Origin of the sequence: Devosia sp. MC1541, assembly GCF_012847305.1 — a bacterium.
Taxonomy (GTDB): domain Bacteria; phylum Pseudomonadota; class Alphaproteobacteria; order Rhizobiales; family Devosiaceae; genus Devosia.
This window is the reverse complement of record NZ_JABBDZ010000003.1, coordinates 245,462-266,442: the sequence shown is the minus strand read 5'-3', so window position 1 is coordinate 266,442 and position 20,981 is coordinate 245,462. Positions and strand designations below refer to the sequence as shown.

Genomic DNA, 20,981 nt, shown 5'->3' with positions numbered 1-20,981 from the left:
CCCGCGCTGGTTTCACCCTGCGGGTGTATGTAGTCGCATCGCCCCCAGTCCGCCAGAGGATGAAACCATTGTGACTGGGATGGCAAATCGCCGCAGCCAAATTAATCCCAAACACCAGCGGATTACAGTGGGTAACGCAGGAAATTGTGCCCGCGTTCCACCGCCAATACCATCGACCGTTTGGCGTAATTAAGGCGCGGTGTGCGGTTCGCCATTTAGCACGCTGAACAGATTACGCATGATGGACGTTTTGACACTTGCCAATGGCCCTTACCGAAGGAAGCGGATAACGCTCAAATCCTGGTACGGACACGTAAGAGAGTTTCGATATTCCTATGTCGCCTGCGCAAGTGAACACGGACGCCAAGTCGCAAAACACCACCGCCGCAACCCGTCTGGCGCTGCGCTATGGCGTCGACGCTCCACAGACCGGAGCGGTTTGGTCTGACACCATTGGTCTGATGCTCGACCATAAGTCGGCGCGCGCCTATTTGCCGAAGCCCGTTGAGCCTGGTGTCATTGAGGCTTTGGTAGCGGCAGCGCAATCAGCACCGACGTCATCCAATGTGCAGGCCTGGACCGTGGTGATGGTGCGCGACGCTGAGCGCAAAGGGCGGCTGGCGGAATTGAGCGGGGGCAATCCCCATATCGTCACCGCACCCGTGTTTCTCGTCTGGATCGCGGATCTGGCGCGGTTGCGGACACTGGCGCAACGCGAAGAGCTGCCCGGAGACGGTCTCGACTATATGGAGAGCTTTCTCATTGGCGTTATCGACTCCACTCTAGCGGCACAGAATGCAGTTGTGGCGGCGAGCTCGCTGGGGCTCGGCAGTTGCTACATTGGGGGCATGCGCAACAAGCCAGCAGAAGTGGCCGCAGAACTCGGGCTGCCAAAAGAATGCGTGGCCGTTTTTGGGCTGACGCTGGGCTATCCGGACGAGGAACGCGCCTCGGAGGTGAAGCCGCGCCTGCCGCAAAGCCTCGTGTTGCATGAGGAGACTTATGGCGATGCCGCTGATGCTGAGACGCTGGCGCGTTACGATCAAACCATGCGCGGCTTTCAGGAGAAGCAGGGCATGACTGTGATCGACTGGACCAAAATGATCGCCAAACGCGTGGGCACGGTTAAGGCTTTGCGCGGCCGCGAGGCGCTGAGTGGTGTGGTGAAGGGCTTGGGGTTTGGGTTGAAGTAGGGGAGTTTTGGGGGCCGGGTGTGGGGAAGGTTCGGGCTGCGCGCTTTCGGTAGATCGATCATCGTGTTAGGTCAAAATTGAACGCTGGCAGCCCGGCAGATGGATTCTACGATGACCGATTTCCCAAATGACCTCCTCATCAATGCGCGCGACGAAGTGGCGATCCGCAAGCATTTGGCACTGGTGGCGCTGGGCAAGAAGCCTGCCAACACAGCTATTCGCGTTGGTCGGCTTTTGGACGTCTATGGACGCAATTGGTATGAGGACCAAGAGATCGTCATCTCGGGGCGCCGCATCGCTTGGGTTGGACCAGCTGGCGCATATCCGGGCGAAGTGGGCGAGCGGATCGACCGCAGCCATCTCTCGGTCGTGCCGGGCTTTGGCGAAGTGCATAAGCATATTGAATCAAGCCACCTCACCCCGGAATGGGAAGCCGCTCTCGTTTTGCCCTTTGGCTGCACCTGGACGTGCGAAGCCAGCCACGAATTTTCCAATGTTGATGGGCCGCACAATCTCGATTTCTGGATGACCGCGCGCGCCGCAGGTTCGCCAGCAAAAATCTTCCCCCTGCCCGGCTCCGCTGTGCCGCCGACTGCCTATGAGCATGGTGGCGGGCATTTCGGCTATGGCGAGCAGCTCAAGTTCATGACCACCAATCTGGCTGTTTCGGGCCTTGATGAGGTGATGGATTGGCCAGCGGTGTGGAACCCAGAGAACCCGTCGCACGAGCGCCTTTGGGGCATGATCGAAGCGACGTTTGAAGCGCGCGGTGTGGTCGAAGGCCATGCGGCGGGCATGCGGGCGATTGACGATATCAACGCCTTTGCCGGTGCGGGCATGGCTTCGGATCACGAAGCGTGGACCGCCGAGGAAGTGGCAGACAAGCTGCGTCGTGGGCTCTTTATGGAGCTGCGCCCACATTCGCTGACCGACATGATCAAAGGCTTGCTCGAGCGCGGCCAGCAGGATTGGTCGAATTTTGCGCTCTGCACTGATGACCGTTCGTGCTCGGACACGATGAAGCTTGGGGCAACGGACCATAATGTGCGCCTCGCCATTCAAGCCGGGCTGCCGATGGAAGTGGCCGTGCAGATGGTGACGATCAACCCCGCGCGCCATATGCGCCTCACCCCTTGGATAGGTTCGATCTCGCCGGGACGGTATGCCGATCTCGTGTTCCTTGACGACGAAGCGACACTGTCGATTTCGGAAGTTTGGGCCGACGGGATGCAGGTTTCGAAGGGCCGTGAATATATCGCTGATGTCCCAACGATCGACTGGCCGCAATGGGCGCGCCAAACGGTCAATATCGGCCGCGACCTGACTGCCGCCGATTTTGCCATCGCTGCGCCAGAGGGAGCGACAGACAGCTGCAAGGCGGCGCTGCTACGTCCCTTCCATTGGCATGACGAGTTCATCACCACCGATCTGTCGATTGTCGACGGCTTGGTGCAGCGCGACGACAGCCGCAACATCACGAAGTTCGCTATTGTCGACCGGTTCTGGGGTACGGCGAGCGTTTCAAAAATGTTCTGGCTGGGGACAGGCCCCAAGACGCCGAACACGGCGCTGGCCTGTTCGATGGGCCACGACAAGCACAATATCTGGGCGGTCGGCTCGTCGGACGAGGCTATGGCGCTGGCGGTCAATGCGCTGCAAGAGCAGCAAGGCGGGTGGGCGCTGGTGCGCGACGGTAAAGTGCTGGCCCGGGTAAACTATGAAATCGGCGGGCTGATGACCTGCCGCCCTGCCCCAGAGCTCGACAAGGAAATGCTTGAGCTTTACGCGCAGGGCGAAACCATCGAATGGATGTATGAGCCAACCTATTCGCCGCGTTGGTGGGCTGGCTTCCCTGAGCGTCTAGCTTTTGCGACTCTGACCTGCGCGCCATGGCGCTGGGTGCTCGTTGCCCCCTCTCCCTTGGCGCCGGAAGGCTTTGTAAACGTGCAGAACGGCCAGATTCACCCGATTGTGTGGTGCGGCAAATTGTAAACAAGAGGTAAATCTTGTGAGGTCCGTACCACACGCCTAAATATGCAACTTGCACCGGCATAGCCGAAAAAATAGCCTTATTCCCAAGATACCCACGTCTGCGAGACAAGTATCTAAAGGGAACAAGGATTTTCGGTATGCACAAGAACCTAGCGCGTACGCTGGCATTGGCAATTTCGGTCGGCACCCTCGCGAGCGCAGCGCCCGCTATGGCACAGACCAAGACACTCACCATTTCCTGGTGGGGCTTCAACGGTGAAAAGCTCGAAAGCCTCGTGCTCGCGCCGTTCCGCGAACAGTGCGGCTGTGAAATCGTTTTTGAAACCGGCAACAACGGTGAGCGTCTGAACAAGATCCAGATCCGTAACGGCGGCGGCGTCGACGTTGCGTATTTCTCGGATAGCTTCTCGCAGCAGGGTATCGAGCTGGGCCTGTTCCAGCAGATCGACCAGAGCAAGCTCCCGAACCTGGCCAATATCTATGAAATGGCTAAGGACCCTCAGGACGGCTTCGGCCCAGCTTACACCATCGGTCGCGTTGGCATCGTTTATGACAGCGAAGCTGTGACCACCCCGGTAACTTCGTGGAACGATTTGTGGCGCGAAGACTTCAAGTCCTCGCTCTCGCTGCCAGGCATCACCACCACCGCAGGCCCAATGGTTGTTCTCAAGGCCGGTCTCTACAAGGGCACCGACGCGTTTGACGACGATACCGCAGCTTTCGAAGCTCTCGCAGAACTCAAGCCAAACGTAGTCAAGAACTACAACACTGGCTCGGAAATGATTAACCTGTTCTCGACCGGCGAAATCACCGCGTCGATCGCACAGGACTTCACCCTCGCACAGATCCAGGCTGCTAAGCCATCGGTCGTCTGGGCTGATCTTGAAGAAGGCTCCATTGCGACCCTCAACACCGTCAACATCCCAGTTGGCGCTGCTGAACCAGAACTCGCATACGAATTCATCAACTTCATCCTCTCCGATGAAATCCAGCAGAAGCTGGCTGAAGAAGGCGTCGACGCTCCAGTCAACACCAACGTCAAGCTGACCCCGGAACAGGCTTCGATCTGGACCTATGGCGCGGACGTTATCGGTTCGCTCGAACGCATCCACTACGGCAAGATGAACGCAGCCAAGGGTGGCTGGGTTGACCGTTGGAACGAAAACTTCGGCATGTAATGCATAGCGCTGCGCGGGTTCCCTTTACCCGCGCAGCACCCTTTTATTCCTCTCTCGAAATGCCAGGCTCATGAAACGCTTTGCCGGCTGGACCCTAGCCTCACCTGCGACACTGCTGATCCTCCTCGGCCTCGTCGCTCCTGTGGCCGCGACCATCTACGCTACCTTCGGAACGCCCGGTGGCCCCTTCGCCACCTATCAGGCCTTTTTCAGCAGCGGTTTCCGCCGCACCGTTCTGATGCGCACCATCACCATCTCGCTGGCTGTGACTGTCATCGCTTTGGCGGTAGGCTTCATCACCGCCTTTGTGGTGTCGCGCGCGCCGGGCTGGTTGAAGTCTGTGCTGATTATCGCCGCTGTGTTCCCGCTGCTCACCGGTGTGGTGGTCCGCTCGTTCGCTTGGCTGATCATTCTGGGCAAGAATGGCATCGTCAATTCGACGCTGATGAACCTTGGCATTATCTCTGAACCCTTCCAGATGCTCTACACGCAGGGCTCTGTGATCGTGGCGATGGTCTATCTGTTTGTGCCGCTGATGATCCTGACGCTTGTTGGCGTGCTGGAAGGCATTCCGGACGATCTGATCCAAGCCTCGTCTTCGCTCGGCGCAAAGCCATTCGCGACCTTCATGCAGGTTATTTTCCCGCTGGCCGTACCCGGCCTGATCGTTGGCGCGGTGCTCGTGTTCACCGGCTCGTTCACCTCCTATGCAACTCCCCAGCTTTTGGGTGGCGAGCAGGTGATGGTGATGGGCACGCTGATGCACCAGCAGGCCATGGTCACATTTGACTGGGTAAGCGCCTCCACCATCGCTGCCATTATGGTGGTGATCACTATCGCAATCGTGCTGGCAATGACCAAAATTGCTCGCAAACTGAACCCAATGGCCGTCTGATGCCCACCAAGCTCCATCCGGCCCTTATCGGCTTTACCGTTCTCGTCTTTATCTTCCTTGTCGGTCCGCTGGTGATCATTCTGGGGTCGTCGATTTCCGACACCACCTATCTCACCTTCCCGCCACAGGGACTGTCGCTGCGCTGGTTTGAAAACATCTTTGCGATGGAAGCTTTCCGTCGGACGATGATGACCTCGCTGCAGGTGGCTGTGATTTCAACCTTTGTGGCGCTGCTCATTGGCATTCCGGCGGCGTATGCGCTCAACCGCCATCGCATTCACCTGCCCGGTTGGCTATCGAGCTTCTTCGTGCTGCCGGTGCTGGTGCCAGAACTGGTGCTCGGTTTCTCGCTGCTCAAGAATGTCGCCTATACGTTCAACGCGCCGCTGATGGTGTCGCTGATCGTCGGGCACACGATCCTGATCCTGCCCTATGTGATCCGCGTGATTTCGGCATCGCTGGCCTCGTTTGACTTCTCGATCGAAGAAGCAGCGGTCAGCCTTGGCTCGCCACCGCTGAAGACCTTCTTCACCGTGCTGCTACCGAACGTGCAGTCGGGCGTGATCGCGGCCTTCATTCTGGCCTTCATCACCTCGATCAATGACGTATCGATTTCGATCTTCATGACGGGTCCTGGTCTCTCGACCCTCCCCATCCAGCTGCTCGCTCACATGGAGCAGTTCTTTGACCCCACCGTGGCCTCGGTCTCGGTGCTGCTCATGCTGCTCACCGTCGGCGTTATGGCCGTGGTGGAACGGACCTTGGGCCTCACCTTCCTTGCCAAATAGAGATCAGCTGTGACCAAACCTCTTTCTATTCGCAACATCACCGCCCACTACGGCAAGACCAAGGTTTTGGAAGACCTCAATCTCGAGATCGGGGAAGGTGAACTCGTTTCGCTCCTCGGTGCTTCGGGCTGCGGCAAGACCACCACGCTGCGCCTTGTCGCTGGCTTCTTGCAGCCGACATCGGGTTCGATCTCTCTGGGCGGTCGCGATCTGACCACCCTGCCAGCGCATGAGCGCGACATTGGTCTGGTGTTTCAGAACTATGCGCTGTTCCCGCACTTGAGCGTTGCCGACAACGTAGGCTTTGGCCTGAAGCAGCGTGGCGTTGCCACTGCGGCCAAGAACAAGCGCGTGGCGGATATGCTTGAGCGCGTGGGCCTTGCGCACCTTGCTGAACGCTTGCCAGCAGCGCTTTCGGGCGGGCAGAAGCAGCGTGTGGCTCTGGCCCGTGCGCTGGTTATCGAGCCGCCGCTCCTGATGTTCGATGAGCCGCTTTCCAACCTTGATGCGAAGCTGCGTATCGACATGCGTGTCGAAATCCGCAAGCTGCAGCGCGCCAATGGCACGACTTCGGTTTACGTGACGCACGATCAGGAAGAAGCCTTCTCGATCTCTGACCGCGTGGCGATTATGCACGCCGGTCGCATCATGCAGCTCGATACGCCAGAAAACCTCTACCAGCGTCCGGCCAATGCGTTCGTCGCGCGCTTTGTGGGCTTTGAAAACCTCATCTCGATGAAGGTTGTGGCGCGCAATGGCGAGACGGTGACGGCAGAAGCGCTCGGTGGCGTGCGGCTTGATCTCAACCAGAACCTGTTCGGCCCGATCCAAGACGAGTTCATTCTCGCTTGCCGCGCCGATGGGTTGAATGTGACCAATGACCCAGCGGCTACGGGCTTCCCGGCTGATCTGGGCCTGCGCACCTATCTTGGTCGCGCGTATCAGTATCAGGCGGAAACCACTGCGGGTTCGCTGCTGGCCAATGGTTCGCTGACCAATATCTTGGAGCCGGGTTCGCAGGCTAAGCTGGTTCCAGTGCCAGAGCAGTGCACGATTTTGGCGCACGAGTAGTCGGTTAAGGCCCCCACCTGACCTCCCCCGCGAGCGAGGGAGGGACGAAGGGGCACCCGATTTTGTCGTCGACCTTGGGATAGGCCCCCTCACCCGATGCTGCGCATCGACCTCTCCCCAAAGGGAGAGGTGAAGAGAGGCACCGAAGTACTCCTTCCCCTTACGAGGGGCGGTGAAAAAGGACCAAAAGAATGACCACGCTGCTCACCAATGCTTTGATCGTCACGATGGACGATGCTCTTACGGTTCATGAGAGCGGCTGGGTGCGTGTGGATGGCGACACCATTACCGCGATTGGCTCGGGGCCAGCGCCAAAAGTGGATGGCGCCGAGGTGATCGATTGCAATGGCGATATCGTCATGCCGGGCATGGTCAATACGCACTGCCATATGGGCATGAGTGTTTTCCGTGGGCTGGGCGAAGATGTCGATGATCGGCTTTATCGCTATATTTTGCCGCTGGAGCGCACATTCGTTTCGCCCGAAATGGTCCGCATTGGGTCGGCCATGTCGGCGCTGGAGATGATTGCGGGCGGCGTTACCACCGTCGCCGACATGTATTATTTTGAGACCGAAGTGGGCGATGTTTGCGACCAAGCTGGGTTGCGCGCCATTGTCGGGCAGACACTGGCGGACTTTGATCCGCCGGACCACAAGACCTTTGATGAAGGTTTTGCGCGGGTTGAAGAGCTGGTCGAGCGCTTTGCGGGGCATAAGCTCGTCACCCCATCTATTGCGCCGCACGCTCCCTATTCCACGGGTTTGAAGACCATGGAGCGCATTGCGGAGTGGTCGGCAGCGCATCCCGATGTGCCGGTGCAGATGCATTTGGCGGAAAGCACTTTGGAAGTGAATTGGGCGCGCGACACCCACGGCAAGTCGACCGTTGCAGTAACCGCTGACGCTGGGCTGTTGAAGCCAAACCTGATCGCCGCGCATTGCTTGCAGCTGGATGATGCGGACATCGCGATGATGGCTGAGCATCAGGTTTGTGCGGTGACCAATCCGCGCTCGAACGGCAAGGCGGGGCGCGGAATTGCGCCGGTCGAAAAGATGCGCAATGCGGGCATTCCGGTCGGCATCGGCTCGGATGGAGCGATGAGCGGGAATACGCTCGATCTGTTTTCCCAGTTCGCCCCAGTTTCCATGTTCGCCAAGCTGCTCGCTGGCTCGCGAAAACCGCTCCCCGCGCTCGAAATCATCAGAATGGCGACGATTGAGGGGGCGCGGGCGTTGAGCCTCAACCTCAAGACAGGCTCGCTTGAAGTGGGCAAGCAGGCGGATCTTATTCGGATTTCGCTGGCCGCGCCGCGCATGCACCCAATGTACGATCCCTACTCCGCGCTGGTCTTTGCCGCCATGCCGACCGATGTGACCGACACCATGGTCGCGGGCCGCTGGCTGATGAGGGATCGAAAAATTCTCACCCTCGACACGGCGAAAACCGTGGCCGATGCCAACCAAATCGCCCGCCAGTTCAAAACGGAAATGGCGCGGCTGGATAGTCTCGCACAATGACCCAACTCGACGCTGTTCTTGCCCATGCCGATGCACACCTTGAGAACAGCCTCGAGCGGCTGTTTGAGCTGATCCGTATTCCTTCGGTTTCGACTGAGCCGGAATATAAGGACGACGTGCGCCGTGCGGCGGAGTGGCTGCGGGACCAACTCGCAGAACTCGATTTTGACGCCAGCGTGCGGGACACGACGGGCCACCCGATGGTGGTGGGGCATGGGCCGAAAACGCCCGGCCCGCATGTGCTGTTCTACGGGCACTATGACGTGCAGCCGGTCGACCCGATTGAGCTTTGGAATACCGATCCGTTTGAGCCGTCGCTCTCGCCCCAACCAGATGGCGAAACCCATATCCTGGGGCGTGGCGCATCGGACGATAAGGGGCAGCTGCTCACCTTCGTTGAAGCCTGCCGCGCCTGGAAGGCCGTGACAAGGAGCCTCCCCATTCAGGTGTCGATGCTGTTTGAGGGCGAGGAAGAAGCAGGCTCGCCATCGCTTGGGCCATTCCTTGAAGCCAATGCGGACGATCTTAAGGCGGATACGATCCTCGTCTGTGACACCGATATGTGGGATCACGAAACCCCGGCGATCACCACCATGTTCCGAGGCTTTGTTTCGGAAGAGTTCGAGATTACGACGGCAGATCGCGATCTGCATTCTGGCATGTTCGGCTCGGCGGCGCGGAACGCGACCCAAGTATTGGGCACGATTATTGGCAAGCTGCGTACGGATGATGGCGCGGTTGGCATTCCCGGGTTCTACGATGGCGTCAAAGAGCTTCCCGAGGCCAATAGACGCGAATGGGAACGGCTGCCGTTCGACCCAAAAAAGTTCTTGGGCGATATCGGTCTTTCCATCCCGGCTGGCGAACAGGGCCGCTCGGTGTTGGAGCAAGTCTGGGCGCGTCCGACGGCGGAAATCCACGGCGTCTGGGGCGGATATTCGGGCGACGGTTTTAAAACCGTTATTCCGGCAAAGGCTGGCGCAAAGATTTCGTTCCGGCTTGTTGCAGGGCAAGACCCGCATCGCATTCGTGAGCTGTTCCGCGACTTCGTGCGCAGCATGATCCCAGCCGATTGCTCGGTGAAGTTCAAGAGCTATGCGGCGGCCGAAGCGCAATCCATGTCGCTGGATGGCGCGCTGCTCCGCAAAGCGCAGGCAGCGCTGACGACGGAGTGGAACCGCGAGACCGCGCTGGCGGGTACAGGCGGCTCCATCCCTATTCTGGGCGAATTCAAGAACCGCCTCGGCATGGAATCCCTGCTCATCGGGTTTGCGCGGTTCGATAACCGCATTCATAGCCCGAACGAAAAATACGACCTCTCCAGCTTCCACAAGGGCATCCGCTCTTGGGTGCGCATCCTCCACGCTTTCTCGGAGCAATAACCTATGGCGATGATCACGCGCTTTTCTGTAAGCCCGCTCTATACGCAAATTACCCAGCTCGCGGCTGTCGCCGGGGGCCGTGCTGCAGCCGATGTGGTCATTACGGGTGCACGCGTGCTCTCGACCTATTCCGAGCGCATTCTCGACAATAAGGAAATCTGGCTCTCAGGCGGTCGTATCGCTGCGATCAAGCCAGCGGGCGCTTATAAGTCGGCGCCTACTCCCAAGCAGGTTTATGACGCTAAGGGCGGCATTATCGCGCCGGGTCTGGTGGACCCGCATATTCACATCGAAAGCTCGATGGTGACGGCCTGCGCTTATGCGGAAGGCGCGCTGCTCAACGGCACGACCACCATTTTCTGCGACAGCCACGAAATCGGTAACGTCATGGACGTTGCAGGCGTTGAGGCCATGCTCGAAGACGCGCGTTTGGCGCCGCTCTCGATCTTCCTCACAGTGCCGTCCACGGTTCCGGCGACCTCGCCAGAACTCGAAACCGCTGGTGGCGATCTGACGCCTGAAAAGATCGGCGCGATCTTTGACAAATGGCCAGAAGCCGTGGCGCTCGGCGAGAAGATGGACTTTGTGCCGGTCGCTATGGGCGACCCGCGCTCGCACGCCATTATCGCGGAAAGCCTCAAGCGCGGCCGTCCGGTTTCGGGCCACGTCTATGGCCGTGAGTTTGTTGCCCCCTATGCGGCAGCAGGCGTGACCGACACGCATGAAGCGGTCGACAAGGACATTTCGGAAGATTTCCTTGAAGCTGGGATCTGGGTGTTCCTGCGTGGCGGCAACCCAGCGACGCCTTGGAACTCGATTGTTGAAGCGATCAAGCCGATCACGGAAATGGGTGCGAGCCACAAGCGTTATGCGGTGTGCACCGACGACCGTGATGCGGACGACCTTCTTACATTCGGTCTCGACTGGGTGGTGCGTGAAGCCATCCGTTGCGGCGTGAAGCCTGAACAGGCTTGGGCCATGGGCTCGCTACACGGCGCGACACGCTTTGGCATGGGCGATGAAATCGGTGGTCTGGGCGGCGGTCGTCGAGCTGACCTCGTGCTGCTCAATGACGATCTTAAGCCAGTCAACACCTGGTACGGTGGCGAGCTGATGGTCGAGGGTGGCAAGATCACATCGCTGCTCGATGAAACGCTGGAGCAGCGCTACGTCTATCCACGCGCGGCGTATAATACGGTCCATTTGCCAAAGGGCCTAAAGCTCACCCCAGAACTGCCAGCAGGTCCGGTGACGGCCAATGCTATTGGCATTGAAATGCCAGGCATCACCTTGCCCCATCGCAAGGTTGAAATCACCCCAACGGGCGACTGGGCGACAACACTCAAGAACCACGACCTCTGCTTCGTTACCGTGGTTGAGCGTCACGGCAAGACCAATGGCGGCATCGCGCATGGGTTCTTGCATGAGTTCAATCTCAAGGGCGGCGCGGTTGCGTCTTCGGTTGGGCACGACAGCCACAACATCATCATCGCCGGCACCAATGAGGCCGACATGCAGCTGGCGCTCAAGACCATTGAAGACGCCAATGGCGGTATCGTTGTGGTCAAGGACGGCGCGGTGCTGTCCTTTGTAGCGCTGCCTGTCGCGGGTCTTATCTCCGACAAGCGCGTTCATGAGGTGGCGGAAGAAACCAAGGTTCTCAAGAAGGTCTGGGACGAGATGGGCTGCGCCATTCCGTATATGGGCTTCAACCTCATCCCGCTCTCGGTGATCCCGGAAATCCGCATCACGGACAAGGGTCTGGTAAAAGTTCCTGAAATGGTGATTCAGCCGCTCTATGACTAATCGCTCGGTTATTATCGACACCGATCCCGGTCTCGACGACGCAATCGCTGTGCTTTTTGCCTTTGGCATTGAGCGTTTCAATGTTCTCGGCCTCGCTACTGTGGCCGGGAATATTGGGATTGAGCGGACCACAGCGAATGCTGCAAGCCTTGCGACCCTGATGGGTCGCGGGGATGTGGCGATTGCCCGGGGCGCAAACGCGCCGCTGGTGCGAAACGCTATTGATGAAGTGGCGATCCACGGCAATGACGGGCTCGGCGGGGTCACTTTAGCGCCCGGTCAGAATCCGGTTACTGCCCCGGCGCATCTGTGGATGGCTGAACAGCTGCGGGCAGCACCCGCTGGCTCCATCGATACTCTGGCTCTTGGGCCCCTGACCAATCTGGCTTTGCTCATTCAGCACGATCCGGAAGCGGCGCGTCGGATTGGCCGTGTGATCGCTATGGGCGGGGCTATCGTTGAGAAGGGCAATGTCGGCCCGCGTTCGGAATTCAACTTTGCCGTTGATCCGGAAGCGGCGGAGATGGTGTTCGGCTTTGGGTTTGACCTGACGCTGATCCCGCTCGATGTGACGCGAAAAGTGCGGGCAGATGAGGGATACGTCGCATCCTTTAATGGCACGCTGCATGGCGACGTCGCCGCGAAATTGTTGGAAGCCTATTTCCTTGATGGCCGCCAGAGCCGCCCGCTGCACGACCCTTGCGTCATGCTCTACGCGCTTGAGCCGGAGATTTTCGGGATTGAAGAGCTGACCATTGCTCTTGATCTGACCGACGATCCGGGTGCGCTGGTGGTCTCGAACGCAGGCGTGCCGTTAAAAGTCGCCATGACGGTGGATGTGCAGAAGACGCTCGATCTCCTGCACTCCGGTTTCGTTTCTTAAGCCGACAGATCCTGCTCGACGAGCGTTGCCCAATAGCGCGCGCCGGTCAGGATCGCGTCGTCGTTAAAATCGTAGCGGGAATTGTGGTGCAGCGCGCCGTCTTGCGCAGGGCCATTGCCCAGCCAGACATAGCACCCAGGCACGCGATTGCCGAATTCAGCAAAATCATCGCCAGCCGTGGACGGCGGGAAATCCGTCACCACGGCGCGGCCTGTCGCGGCTGTTGCCGCCTTGTGTGCGCGGGCGGTGACCTCGGCATTGTTGACGACAGGCGGAATGCGGCGATTGAAGGTGTAGCTCACCTCAATGCCGAAGCTCGCGGCGACGCCATGGGCGAGACGGCCGATTTCTGCTTCCAGCTGATCGCGCACCGCAGGGGTGTAAGCACGCGCAGTGCCGCCGATGCGAACGACATCTGGAATGACGTTGAGCGCCTTAAAATCACCTGCCGATAGCGCGCAGGCGCTGACCACGGCGGGCTGAAGCGGATCGACCACGCGCGCCACAATGGTGTGGAGCATGGTGAGGAAATGGGCGGCAGCCGTAACGGCATCCTTGCCCAAATGCGGCTTGGCGCCGTGGGTACCAACACCAGTGAAGGCGACTTCCCAGCTGTCGGATGAGGCCAGTTGCGGGCCGGTCACGACAGCCATTTCATCGGTGGCAAGACCGGGCATGTTGTGGAGGCCATAGACGGCGTCGCAGGGGAAGAGGTCGAAGAACCCATCTTCGATCATCGCCTTCGCCCCACCGCGACCTTCTTCAGCGGGCTGGAAGATGAAGTGGACAGTGCCGTCGAAATTCTTGGTGCGAGCGAGGTAGCGCGCGGCAGCGAGCAGCATGACGGTATGCCCGTCATGGCCGCAGGCGTGCATGGTGTTGGGTGTGGTGGATTTGTACTCGCGGTCGGCAAGCTCGGGCATAGCGAGCGCATCCATATCGGCACGGAGGCCGATGGAGCGGGCGCCGTTGCCGACTTTGAGCGTGCCAACGACGCCGGTTTTGCCCAAGCCGCGATGAACGGTTATGCCGACGTCCGCGAGTTTTTCGGCGACGATGCCGCTGGTGCGCACTTCCTCAAAGCCAAGTTCGGGGTGGGTGTGCAGATCGCGCCGCAGGGCGATCATGTCATCAAGTTCGAACGGGGCGTTATCGAGGTGTTCCATTGGCTCAAGAGTCTGGGTAAAGGTGCTGGCACATTGCGTTATTCGGAACGCAGCGACAAGAAAAGAGACGCGCTTTGCCCCTAGAACCGCATCACTTCTGGCAGGAGGTTTTCCCAGCTGGCACGCACGCTAAGGGGGACAGCTATACCGGCTTTTATCCGGCGGAGTTTGCGGATGGGCGTCAGCTCGCCCTGCCCTTGCGCGTGCTGCCCGGCGACGGGACGCGGGCGGTGTCGTCGCTGATCGTCAATCAGGCGAGTTTTGTGGTGGAGGATGCGCTCGCACAAGGCATGGCGGACCTGATCGCGCCGTATAATGTCGATGCGGTGATTGGTGTGCCGACGCTGGGCTTGCCGTTGGCCAATAACGTGGCGCGACGGCTGGGGCACGCCAGAATGGTGCCACTGGGGACGTCGCGAAAATTTTGGTATGTCGATGAGCTGTCGGAGCCGCTGAGCTCGATTACCAGCCCGACCCATGCCAAGACCATTTTTATCGATCCGCGTATGGTGCCACTGGTTGAGGGCAAGCGCGTGTGTCTGATCGACGACGTGATCAGCTCGGGCTCTTCGATGGTGGCGGTGCTGCGCCTGCTGGAAAAGGCGGGTATTGAGCCCGTGGTGATTGCAGCGGCAATGCTGCAATCGAACCGGTGGAAAGACGGGCTGGCGCGATATCAAGACCGCATCGTCGCCCCGCTCAAGTCTCCTCTGTTTGAGAAAACCAGCGAGGACCGCTGGAAGCCAATTGCTTAGTTGTCTGGCGTGTCCAGGTAGACCATTTCTACGGCACCGACACTGCGCTTGAGCAGTTTGCAGTGATACTGCTCTGTCGAGCCTTTAATGCGCAGATCAAAGTGATCGGGCAGCACTGTGGTCAGGGCCAGTGTCGCTTCAGCGCCGTCATCCCATAGGCTGCGGATCGTGCAATCATAGGTTGAGCGACCATCATTAAAGATGATCTGGCCGGCCTTGAGCACGCGACGCCGATTAACCTTGGGTTCTTCATCGGGCTTTGGCGCAAGGTGGACACGATCTCGTCCTGAGCGCTTGGCATTGTAGAGCGCCGCATCGCTGCGCGCGATGAGCGCCTCAATGTCGTCGCCAGGAACCAGCGATGCGACACCAAAAGACGAGGTTACTGAGATGGGCGGACGGCTGTGAGGGAACCGCAGCTGTTTGACAACTTGGCGCAGCTTTTCCGCGACATCCATAGCTGTCGCTTCTTCAGTCTGCGGCAGAAGCACGGCAAACTCTTCGCCGCCCAGGCGACCGACGATATCGCTCTGGCGCAGCGTGTCTTTTAACGCCTTCACGACCCCAGCGAGGACTTGATCGCCTGCGGCATGACCGTAGGTGTCGTTGATCTGCTTAAAGTGGTCGATGTCGAGCGAGATGCAGCTCAGCGGCGAGTTGTTACGGTTCGACAGCGAAATATGCTTCTTCGCTTCTTCCTTGAAGGAACGACGGCTGCTGGCGCCAGTCAGAACGTCGGTGATCGCTTCCTGCCGCAGTTCCAGGCCCTGCATGACCAAGGCTGCGAGGTGACGGAGGATTTCCATCTCGCGTGGGCCGAAGGTACGTTTTTTCGTGTCGACAGCGCAGATGGTTCCGACCATCAGCCCCTTCGATGTGACGATCGGAGTGCCCGCGTAAAAGCGGATATAGGGCGCGCCGACGACTTTTTCGTGGTCGGCAAAACGAGCGTCTTCGGTCGCATCATTGACGATGACGGTATCACCCGCTTCGAGCGTGAACCGGCAAAAGGCGCTATCCAAGTCCTGCTCGGTATTGGTCATGCCGACCGAGGCTTTGTACCACTGACGATGCGAGTCGATCAGGGTTACAAGCCCGATGTCGACGTCGAAAACCAAGCGGATCAGGTCTGAAATTCGGTCGAAAGCCGGTTCGCGCGGACTGTCCAAGATATCCAAGGCATGAAGCGCCGCGAGGCGACTATTGTCACCGCTGACATCCTGCCAGCACTGTGTAGGCGACGACATGCGACCTCCATGCCCTAAAGACCACAAACGGACCAATCGCTTGCTCTATGCGCAAGCCGCTAGCACAGTTGGCGCAGCGTCAAAAGTTTAATTGAGAATGCTTTCGGGTCCGTGAAGGCATTTGCGCAGATGATCCACACCCAATTAAGCGCAGTAAATCTCATAGAGCGTGGTGAGAAGACGCGTGACGTTCTCGGAAGAGAGCCGATAGTAGATAGTCTGGCCATCGCGCCGGGTTTTCACGAGGCCTGAGGCGCGCAGCTTTGAGAGATGTTGGGACAGCGGCGACTGCTCCAGGCCCACGAGCTTGGCCAGATCGCTGACGCTGCGCTCTTGATGCAAGAGGTTACACAGGACCAGCAGGCGCTTTGGATTTGCCATGGCGGTGAGCAGTTGCGCGGCTTCTTCAGCGCGTGGCTCAAGAGCCGCCATGTCCATTGGCTTTTCGGATGCGTTAGGGATAGCGCTTTCCTGAGTTGACATATTAGGACATTCGAATATATTGATCCACTGAACATTAGCGGTTTCGCATAGACGCCGCGCTTTTGCAACTTTGGATGGCCGATGATCACCCAGTTCACCCCTATTGAGGCTCTATTGGGCGGCAGCCTGATTGGCCTTAGCGCTGTGCTTCTCATGGCATTTCATGGCCGTATCGCTGGCATGACCGGCATTTTGGCAGGAGCGATCATGCCAAAAGGAGACGCCGGCTGGCGTGTTGCCTTCCTGCTCGGCGCCATCGCTGCCCCTGTGCTGTTGACGCTCGTTACAGGCAGCCCCTTACCGTTCGCGGCCGAGTTCCCGGCCTGGGCGATAGTTCTGAGCGGTTTGCTCGTTGGCGTAGGCGTGACCTTTGGCGGCGGCTGCACCTCGGGGCATGGCGTTTGCGGCATAGCGCGGCTGTCGACCCGTTCGATCGTTGCAACGGTGACATTCATGGCGACAACGCTGATCACCGTCTTTGTTATTCGCCACGTGCTCGGAGGCTTCTAATATGATCCGCATTCTGTCTGCTGGTCTTATCGGCCTCGTTTTCGGCGCTGGAATTGTAATTTCGGGCATGGGTAATCCAGCCAAAGTGCTCAATTTCTTCGACGTATTCGGCACGTGGGACCCGAGTTTGATGCTGGTGATGGGATCTGCCCTCGCCGTCACATTCATTGGCTATCGCTTTGTGCTCAAGCGCCCGATGCCCGTGTTTGACAAAGTGTTTCACCTGCCGACGAAAACCACCATCGATAAGCCGCTGGTGATTGGCTCGGCGGTGTTCGGCATAGGTTGGGGGATCGCGGGATTTTGTCCGGGCGGAGCCATTCCGGCGCTCGGCTCAGGCAACATCCAGCCGTTTATCTTCGTTATGGCCATGATCGCCGGTATCGTCGCGACTACCGTCTTACGCACACGCGCCCCCAAGGCAGCGTAAAGTTAGATTGAGAGACTAAAATGACTGTTGCCCCGATCCCGTTCACGCCGGACCTCAGGGTGAAACCAGACGTCGTCGCCTTCTTCGATGATGACTCCAACACCATCAGTTACGTGGTCAAAGACCCAAATTCGAACGCCTGCGCTGTGATCGACAGTGTGATGGACTTTGACTACGCATCGGGTGCCATTTCCTATGAAAGCGCAGATGAGATCATCGCGTTCATCACGGAAAAGGGTTGGACCGTTGAGTGGCTGATCGAAACCCATGTCCACGCCGACCATTTGTCCGCCGCACCCTATATTCAGGGCAAGCTCGGCGGCCAGCTTGGTATTGGCGACCAGATTTCGGTGGTGCAGGACACGTTTGGGAAGATCTTCAACGAAGGGACGGAGTTCCAACGTGATGGCTCGCAGTTTGACCGTCTGTTCAAGGATGGCGACAGCTATCAGATCGGGACTCTGACGGCTTACACCCTGTTCACTCCCGGCCATACGCCTGCGGATATGGTGCATGTGATTGGCAATTCTGCCTTTGTCGGCGACACGCTGTTTATGCCGGATGGAGGCTCGGCGCGTGCGGATTTTCCGGGCGGAGACGCGCGCACTCTCTATCGCTCGATCCAGCGGCTGTTGCAGCTTCCGGACGAGTTGCGCCTGTTTATGTGCCACGACTATGGACCGAATGGGCGCGACATCCGTTGGGAAACCACTATTGGCGAACAGCGGGAGTTCAACATTCACGTCAGTAAGGGCACGACGGAAGATGAGTTTGTGGCGATGCGTGAAGCGCGCGACGCCACACTCTCGATGCCGCGCCTGATCATCCCTTCGCTACAGATCAATATGCGCGCCGGTCATCTGCCCAAAGCCGAAGACAATGGCACGAGCTATCTAAAAGTGCCCCTCAACGGGCTCAATAAGAAGAAGGATTAAGTTTGATGAACATCAACATTGTTGACGAACGCTTTGGCCAGACCGGGCAGATCCAGACTTCCGACATCCCCGAAATCGTCGCAGCAGGCTATAAGGGTATCGTGTGCGCGCGTCCGGACGATGAAGACCCAAACCAGCCAAGCTTTGACGACATCGCCGCAGCAGCGAGCGCAGCCGGACTGCAGGCCTTTCATGTTCCGGTGTCGGGCCCACTCGGCGAAGGTCAGCTGATCAAGTTCACCCAGGCCCTTGAGGCCATTGATGGCCCAGTGCTCGGTTATTGCCGCTCTGGCGGCCGTGCCGGCAGTCTATACGCTGCAACGCGCTAAAGCTTAGCGAGACAAAGCAAAACGGCGGCCCGGTTTCCCGAGCCGCCGTTTTACATTTACAGCAGAAGCGACTTAGCGCGCTGCGATCTTTTCGTTGATCAGAGCGTAGAGCTTCTTGGTGTCGGCGTTGAAGTTGCGGATGCCTTCCGAAAGCTTTTCGGTGGCCATTGCATCTTCGTTGAGCGCCCAGCGGAACTTGGCTTCCGTCAGGTCGATCTTGGCAGGCGAGCCCTTTGCGCCGTCGAGCGCACGTGGCAGTTCACCGGTGTCGGCAGCAAGCTGTTCGAGCAGCGCTGGCGCGATGGTGAGGCGATCGCAACCGGCAAGGGCTTCGATCTGGCCGGTATGGCGGAAGGAAGCACCCATCACGATGGTCGGGATGTTGTGCGCCTTGAAATATTCATAGATGCCGCGAACCGAAATGACGCCCGGATCCTGATCTGGGGTGTAGGTCTGGCCCGTCGACTTGGAGAACCAGTCGGTGATACGGCCAACGAATGGCGAGATCAGGAACGAGCCAGCGTCCGCGCATGCAATAGCCTGAGCCTGCGAGAAGACGAGGGTCAGGTTACAATCAATGCCAGCCTTCTGCAGAGCGCGGGCGGCAGTGATGCCTTCCCAGGTCGCAGCGAGTTTGATGAGGATGCGGTCCTTGGAAATGCCACGGGCAGCATAGGCGTCGATGATCGCCTTGGCCTTGGCTTCCGATGCGACAGCATCAAAGGACAGGTCAGCGTCAACTTCGGTGGAAACGCGACCGGGAACGAGTTCGGCAAGAGCTGCGCCGACGTCGATGGTCAGGCGGTCAGCAATCTTGGTGACGGCATTGGCTTCGCCAGCGAGCGCGCCAACAGCTTCGTCGAAATGCGAGGCAAAAGCTGGGCTCTGCAGCGCCTTCAGCACGATAGAGGGATTGGTGGTGCAATCCTGAGGTACAAATTTGCGCACCGCTTCCAGATCGCCTGTATCGGCGACAACCACCGACATTGACTTCAACTGTTCAAGCTTACTTGTCACCATCAACTCCGGGACTCTTTGCGTTCACTGCTCTGGCCATATGGCCAAGCTCCGAGGAGAGCAATATCTCAACCGCTTCACTGTGCAAGTCGGTCATTCGCCGCCTCGTCCACTTGCAACGCGTTTGCGCGCGCATTGTAGCGACAAGCGGGGGATGTTGCACCCCTTAAAGAGAGGAAAGTGTTTGTCGAATTAGCAGCCAGATTAGCCAAATTTGGCGCGGTTGTCGCCAGAGCTTGGCCCATTGGAGCCCCACACACTCACCATACCGCGCGGCGCGGTGATCTTACCGAGGGCCCGTTTTGGTTACACCGACGACAGCCCGAAATTCACGCGAGATGCGGACAGGCGCTCAGTCAGGCTACTGGCTCACGCCAAATCCTTGAATCCACGAAATTCCTGCCATGAAAGCAGTGTTTCGATCGAACTCGGTTTCTATGCCCTCGAGGACGAGAACACCGCCAAAGGCGCGCAGATCTTGCGCGACGCCGCGCAACTCAATGGCCGCAGGTTCACCCTGTCGCGCATTCCGCGTGTAGTGCCCGTTGATCTTAACAATGTCAGGCCGGATTTGCGTCAAGCGCTCTTGCGTGCTGTGGCCGACGCCATAGTCATCCAGCGCGATCTTGATGCCGCGCGAGCGCAAAGCTTCGATGAAACTTCCATAGCCTACCGGTAGAGCCGCCGTCTCTGTAACTTCGACCACATGGCGCGGGGCAACTCCGGCATGCGCGTCAACGAGCGTAAAAAACTCGCCCCATTGATCGTCGAGCAAAGCGCTGTTTGCCGAGATATTGACGCCAAGGCGCGCCTCCGGCTGGTCAATCAGCCACTGCGCCACTGTGAGTGCCACGAAACGGTCTATCGGGCGGATACGACCAAGTCGCTCTGCGGCCGCAATCCCTATGAATAGCGATGGACCGTTCAATGCACCAGCACAACGGCGCAAGAGACATTCATGATAGAGCGTGTGTTGCGGGTCATCTCGCAAATGAATGCCCTGTTGCACAAGCGTCAGACGGCCAGCCGACAAATCGGCCAAGAGGCGATCCGCCGCTACCGATTCACTTACATCTGCCTCTGAGACCGTCGCCGGAATGACTGTGTTGTGATGACAATCCGAAACGGCTCCATTGCCGTTTTTCATCGACAACTCGTCCTCCACTGAGGAGGCGCAGACTATGCGCCTCAAAACTCTTAAAACTATATTCGGGCCGCAATATCTCGACACTTCGGTGATTAGACATCGGTGGCGACGCATTGCGACAAGCGTGGTCACACTAACGATTTACATCTATTTTTCGCGCCACACCAGAACCCTATTCAATATATCTCAGAGTATATCAGCATGAATACCTACTAGCGACGAAAAGTCCACTTGCAGAAATAGTTGAAACAAACACA

The 20,981-nt window shown here is 58.6% G+C and carries 20 protein-coding genes; 15 read left to right on the top strand and 5 right to left on the bottom strand.

Going from position 1 to position 20,981, the window contains the following annotated elements:
• Window positions 1-335: 335 nt before the first annotated feature.
• The 10 genes from HKD40_RS05640 to HKD40_RS05595 all read left to right on the top strand — a co-directional run bounded on the left by HKD40_RS05640 (window position 336) and on the right by HKD40_RS05595 (window position 12,705).
• Window positions 336-1,193, top strand: a complete 858-nt coding sequence (locus HKD40_RS05640; RefSeq protein ID WP_169194748.1) for an NADPH-dependent oxidoreductase — start codon at window positions 336-338, stop codon at window positions 1,191-1,193.
• A gap of 99 nt (window positions 1,194-1,292) precedes the next feature.
• A complete protein-coding gene (locus HKD40_RS05635; RefSeq protein ID WP_210257029.1) occupies window positions 1,293-3,185 on the top strand; it encodes an adenine deaminase C-terminal domain-containing protein in 1,893 nt (630 codons plus the stop codon).
• A gap of 137 nt (window positions 3,186-3,322) precedes the next feature.
• A complete protein-coding gene (locus tag HKD40_RS05630) occupies window positions 3,323-4,363 on the top strand; it encodes an ABC transporter substrate-binding protein (protein WP_169194746.1) in 1,041 nt (346 codons plus the stop codon).
• A 70-nt stretch (window positions 4,364-4,433) separates the two neighbouring features.
• Window positions 4,434-5,258, top strand: a complete 825-nt coding sequence (locus HKD40_RS05625; RefSeq protein ID WP_169194745.1) for an ABC transporter permease — start codon at window positions 4,434-4,436, stop codon at window positions 5,256-5,258.
• Window positions 5,255-6,046: an ABC transporter permease gene (locus tag HKD40_RS05620; protein WP_169194825.1), complete on the top strand. Its 792-nt coding sequence runs from the start codon at window positions 5,255-5,257 to the stop codon at window positions 6,044-6,046. The genes HKD40_RS05625 and HKD40_RS05620 overlap by 4 nt, the downstream gene beginning before the upstream one ends.
• Window positions 6,047-6,055: 9 nt before the next feature.
• Window positions 6,056-7,117, top strand: coding sequence for an ABC transporter ATP-binding protein (locus HKD40_RS05615; protein WP_169194744.1), 1,062 nt, complete (start codon window positions 6,056-6,058; stop codon window positions 7,115-7,117).
• Window positions 7,118-7,308: 191 nt separating this feature from the next.
• A complete protein-coding gene (locus HKD40_RS05610) occupies window positions 7,309-8,634 on the top strand; it encodes an amidohydrolase (protein ID WP_169194743.1) in 1,326 nt (441 codons plus the stop codon).
• Window positions 8,631-10,016, top strand: a complete 1,386-nt coding sequence (locus tag HKD40_RS05605) for a M20/M25/M40 family metallo-hydrolase (protein ID WP_169194742.1) — start codon at window positions 8,631-8,633, stop codon at window positions 10,014-10,016. Before HKD40_RS05610 ends, HKD40_RS05605 begins: the two co-directional genes overlap by 4 nt.
• 3 nt (window positions 10,017-10,019) lie before the next feature.
• Window positions 10,020-11,822: an adenine deaminase C-terminal domain-containing protein gene (locus tag HKD40_RS05600; RefSeq protein WP_169194741.1), complete on the top strand. Its 1,803-nt coding sequence runs from the start codon at window positions 10,020-10,022 to the stop codon at window positions 11,820-11,822.
• A complete protein-coding gene (locus HKD40_RS05595) occupies window positions 11,815-12,705 on the top strand; it encodes a nucleoside hydrolase (RefSeq protein ID WP_169194740.1) in 891 nt (296 codons plus the stop codon). Before HKD40_RS05600 ends, HKD40_RS05595 begins: the two co-directional genes overlap by 8 nt.
• Here the strand turns inward: HKD40_RS05595 and HKD40_RS05590 are convergent.
• Window positions 12,702-13,871 (bottom strand): M20 aminoacylase family protein, encoded by a 1,170-nt coding sequence (locus HKD40_RS05590; RefSeq protein ID WP_169194739.1) that lies wholly within the window; start codon window positions 13,869-13,871, stop codon window positions 12,702-12,704. The genes HKD40_RS05595 and HKD40_RS05590 overlap by 4 nt on opposite strands.
• A 74-nt stretch (window positions 13,872-13,945) precedes the next feature.
• Here HKD40_RS05590 and HKD40_RS05585 point away from each other — a divergent pair, with 74 nt between their 5' ends.
• Window positions 13,946-14,626, top strand: coding sequence for a phosphoribosyltransferase (locus HKD40_RS05585; RefSeq protein ID WP_169194738.1), 681 nt, complete (start codon window positions 13,946-13,948; stop codon window positions 14,624-14,626).
• Here HKD40_RS05585 and HKD40_RS05580 read toward each other — a convergent pair.
• The gene (locus tag HKD40_RS05580; protein WP_169194737.1) at window positions 14,623-15,873 is read right to left on the bottom strand and encodes a sensor domain-containing diguanylate cyclase; all 1,251 of its coding nucleotides are present in this window, start codon (window positions 15,871-15,873) and stop codon (window positions 14,623-14,625) included. The genes HKD40_RS05585 and HKD40_RS05580 overlap by 4 nt on opposite strands.
• A 144-nt stretch (window positions 15,874-16,017) precedes the next feature.
• A complete protein-coding gene (locus HKD40_RS05575; protein WP_248305918.1) occupies window positions 16,018-16,356 on the bottom strand; it encodes a metalloregulator ArsR/SmtB family transcription factor in 339 nt (112 codons plus the stop codon).
• Window positions 16,357-16,437: 81 nt separating this feature from the next.
• On the opposite strand from HKD40_RS05575, the gene HKD40_RS05570 reads away from it, so the two are divergent.
• Genes HKD40_RS05570 through HKD40_RS05555 form a run of 4 tightly spaced genes read left to right on the top strand, consistent with a single transcriptional unit; the run spans window position 16,438 to window position 18,560 of the window.
• Window positions 16,438-16,866, top strand: coding sequence for a YeeE/YedE thiosulfate transporter family protein (locus HKD40_RS05570; RefSeq protein ID WP_210257028.1), 429 nt, complete (start codon window positions 16,438-16,440; stop codon window positions 16,864-16,866).
• A 1-nt stretch (window position 16,867) separates the two neighbouring features.
• Window positions 16,868-17,296 (top strand): YeeE/YedE family protein, encoded by a 429-nt coding sequence (locus HKD40_RS05565; RefSeq protein WP_210257027.1) that lies wholly within the window; start codon window positions 16,868-16,870, stop codon window positions 17,294-17,296.
• Window positions 17,297-17,316: 20 nt separating this feature from the next.
• Window positions 17,317-18,231, top strand: a complete 915-nt coding sequence (locus HKD40_RS05560) for an MBL fold metallo-hydrolase (RefSeq protein ID WP_169194736.1) — start codon at window positions 17,317-17,319, stop codon at window positions 18,229-18,231.
• Between the two features lie 5 nt (window positions 18,232-18,236).
• Window positions 18,237-18,560: a TIGR01244 family sulfur transferase gene (locus HKD40_RS05555; protein WP_169194735.1), complete on the top strand. Its 324-nt coding sequence runs from the start codon at window positions 18,237-18,239 to the stop codon at window positions 18,558-18,560.
• Between the two features lie 72 nt (window positions 18,561-18,632).
• Here the strand turns inward: HKD40_RS05555 and tal are convergent, their stop codons facing one another.
• Together tal and HKD40_RS05545 are read right to left on the bottom strand one after the other, a co-directional pair.
• Complete coding sequence (gene tal / locus HKD40_RS05550) at window positions 18,633-19,577, bottom strand: transaldolase (RefSeq protein ID WP_169194821.1); 945 nt, start codon at window positions 19,575-19,577, stop codon at window positions 18,633-18,635.
• A gap of 361 nt (window positions 19,578-19,938) precedes the next feature.
• Window positions 19,939-20,724 carry an EAL domain-containing protein gene (locus HKD40_RS05545; protein ID WP_248305934.1) on the bottom strand — a complete coding sequence of 262 codons (786 nt, stop codon included), beginning with the start codon at window positions 20,722-20,724 and terminating at the stop codon, window positions 19,939-19,941.
• Window positions 20,725-20,981 lie beyond the last annotated feature (257 nt).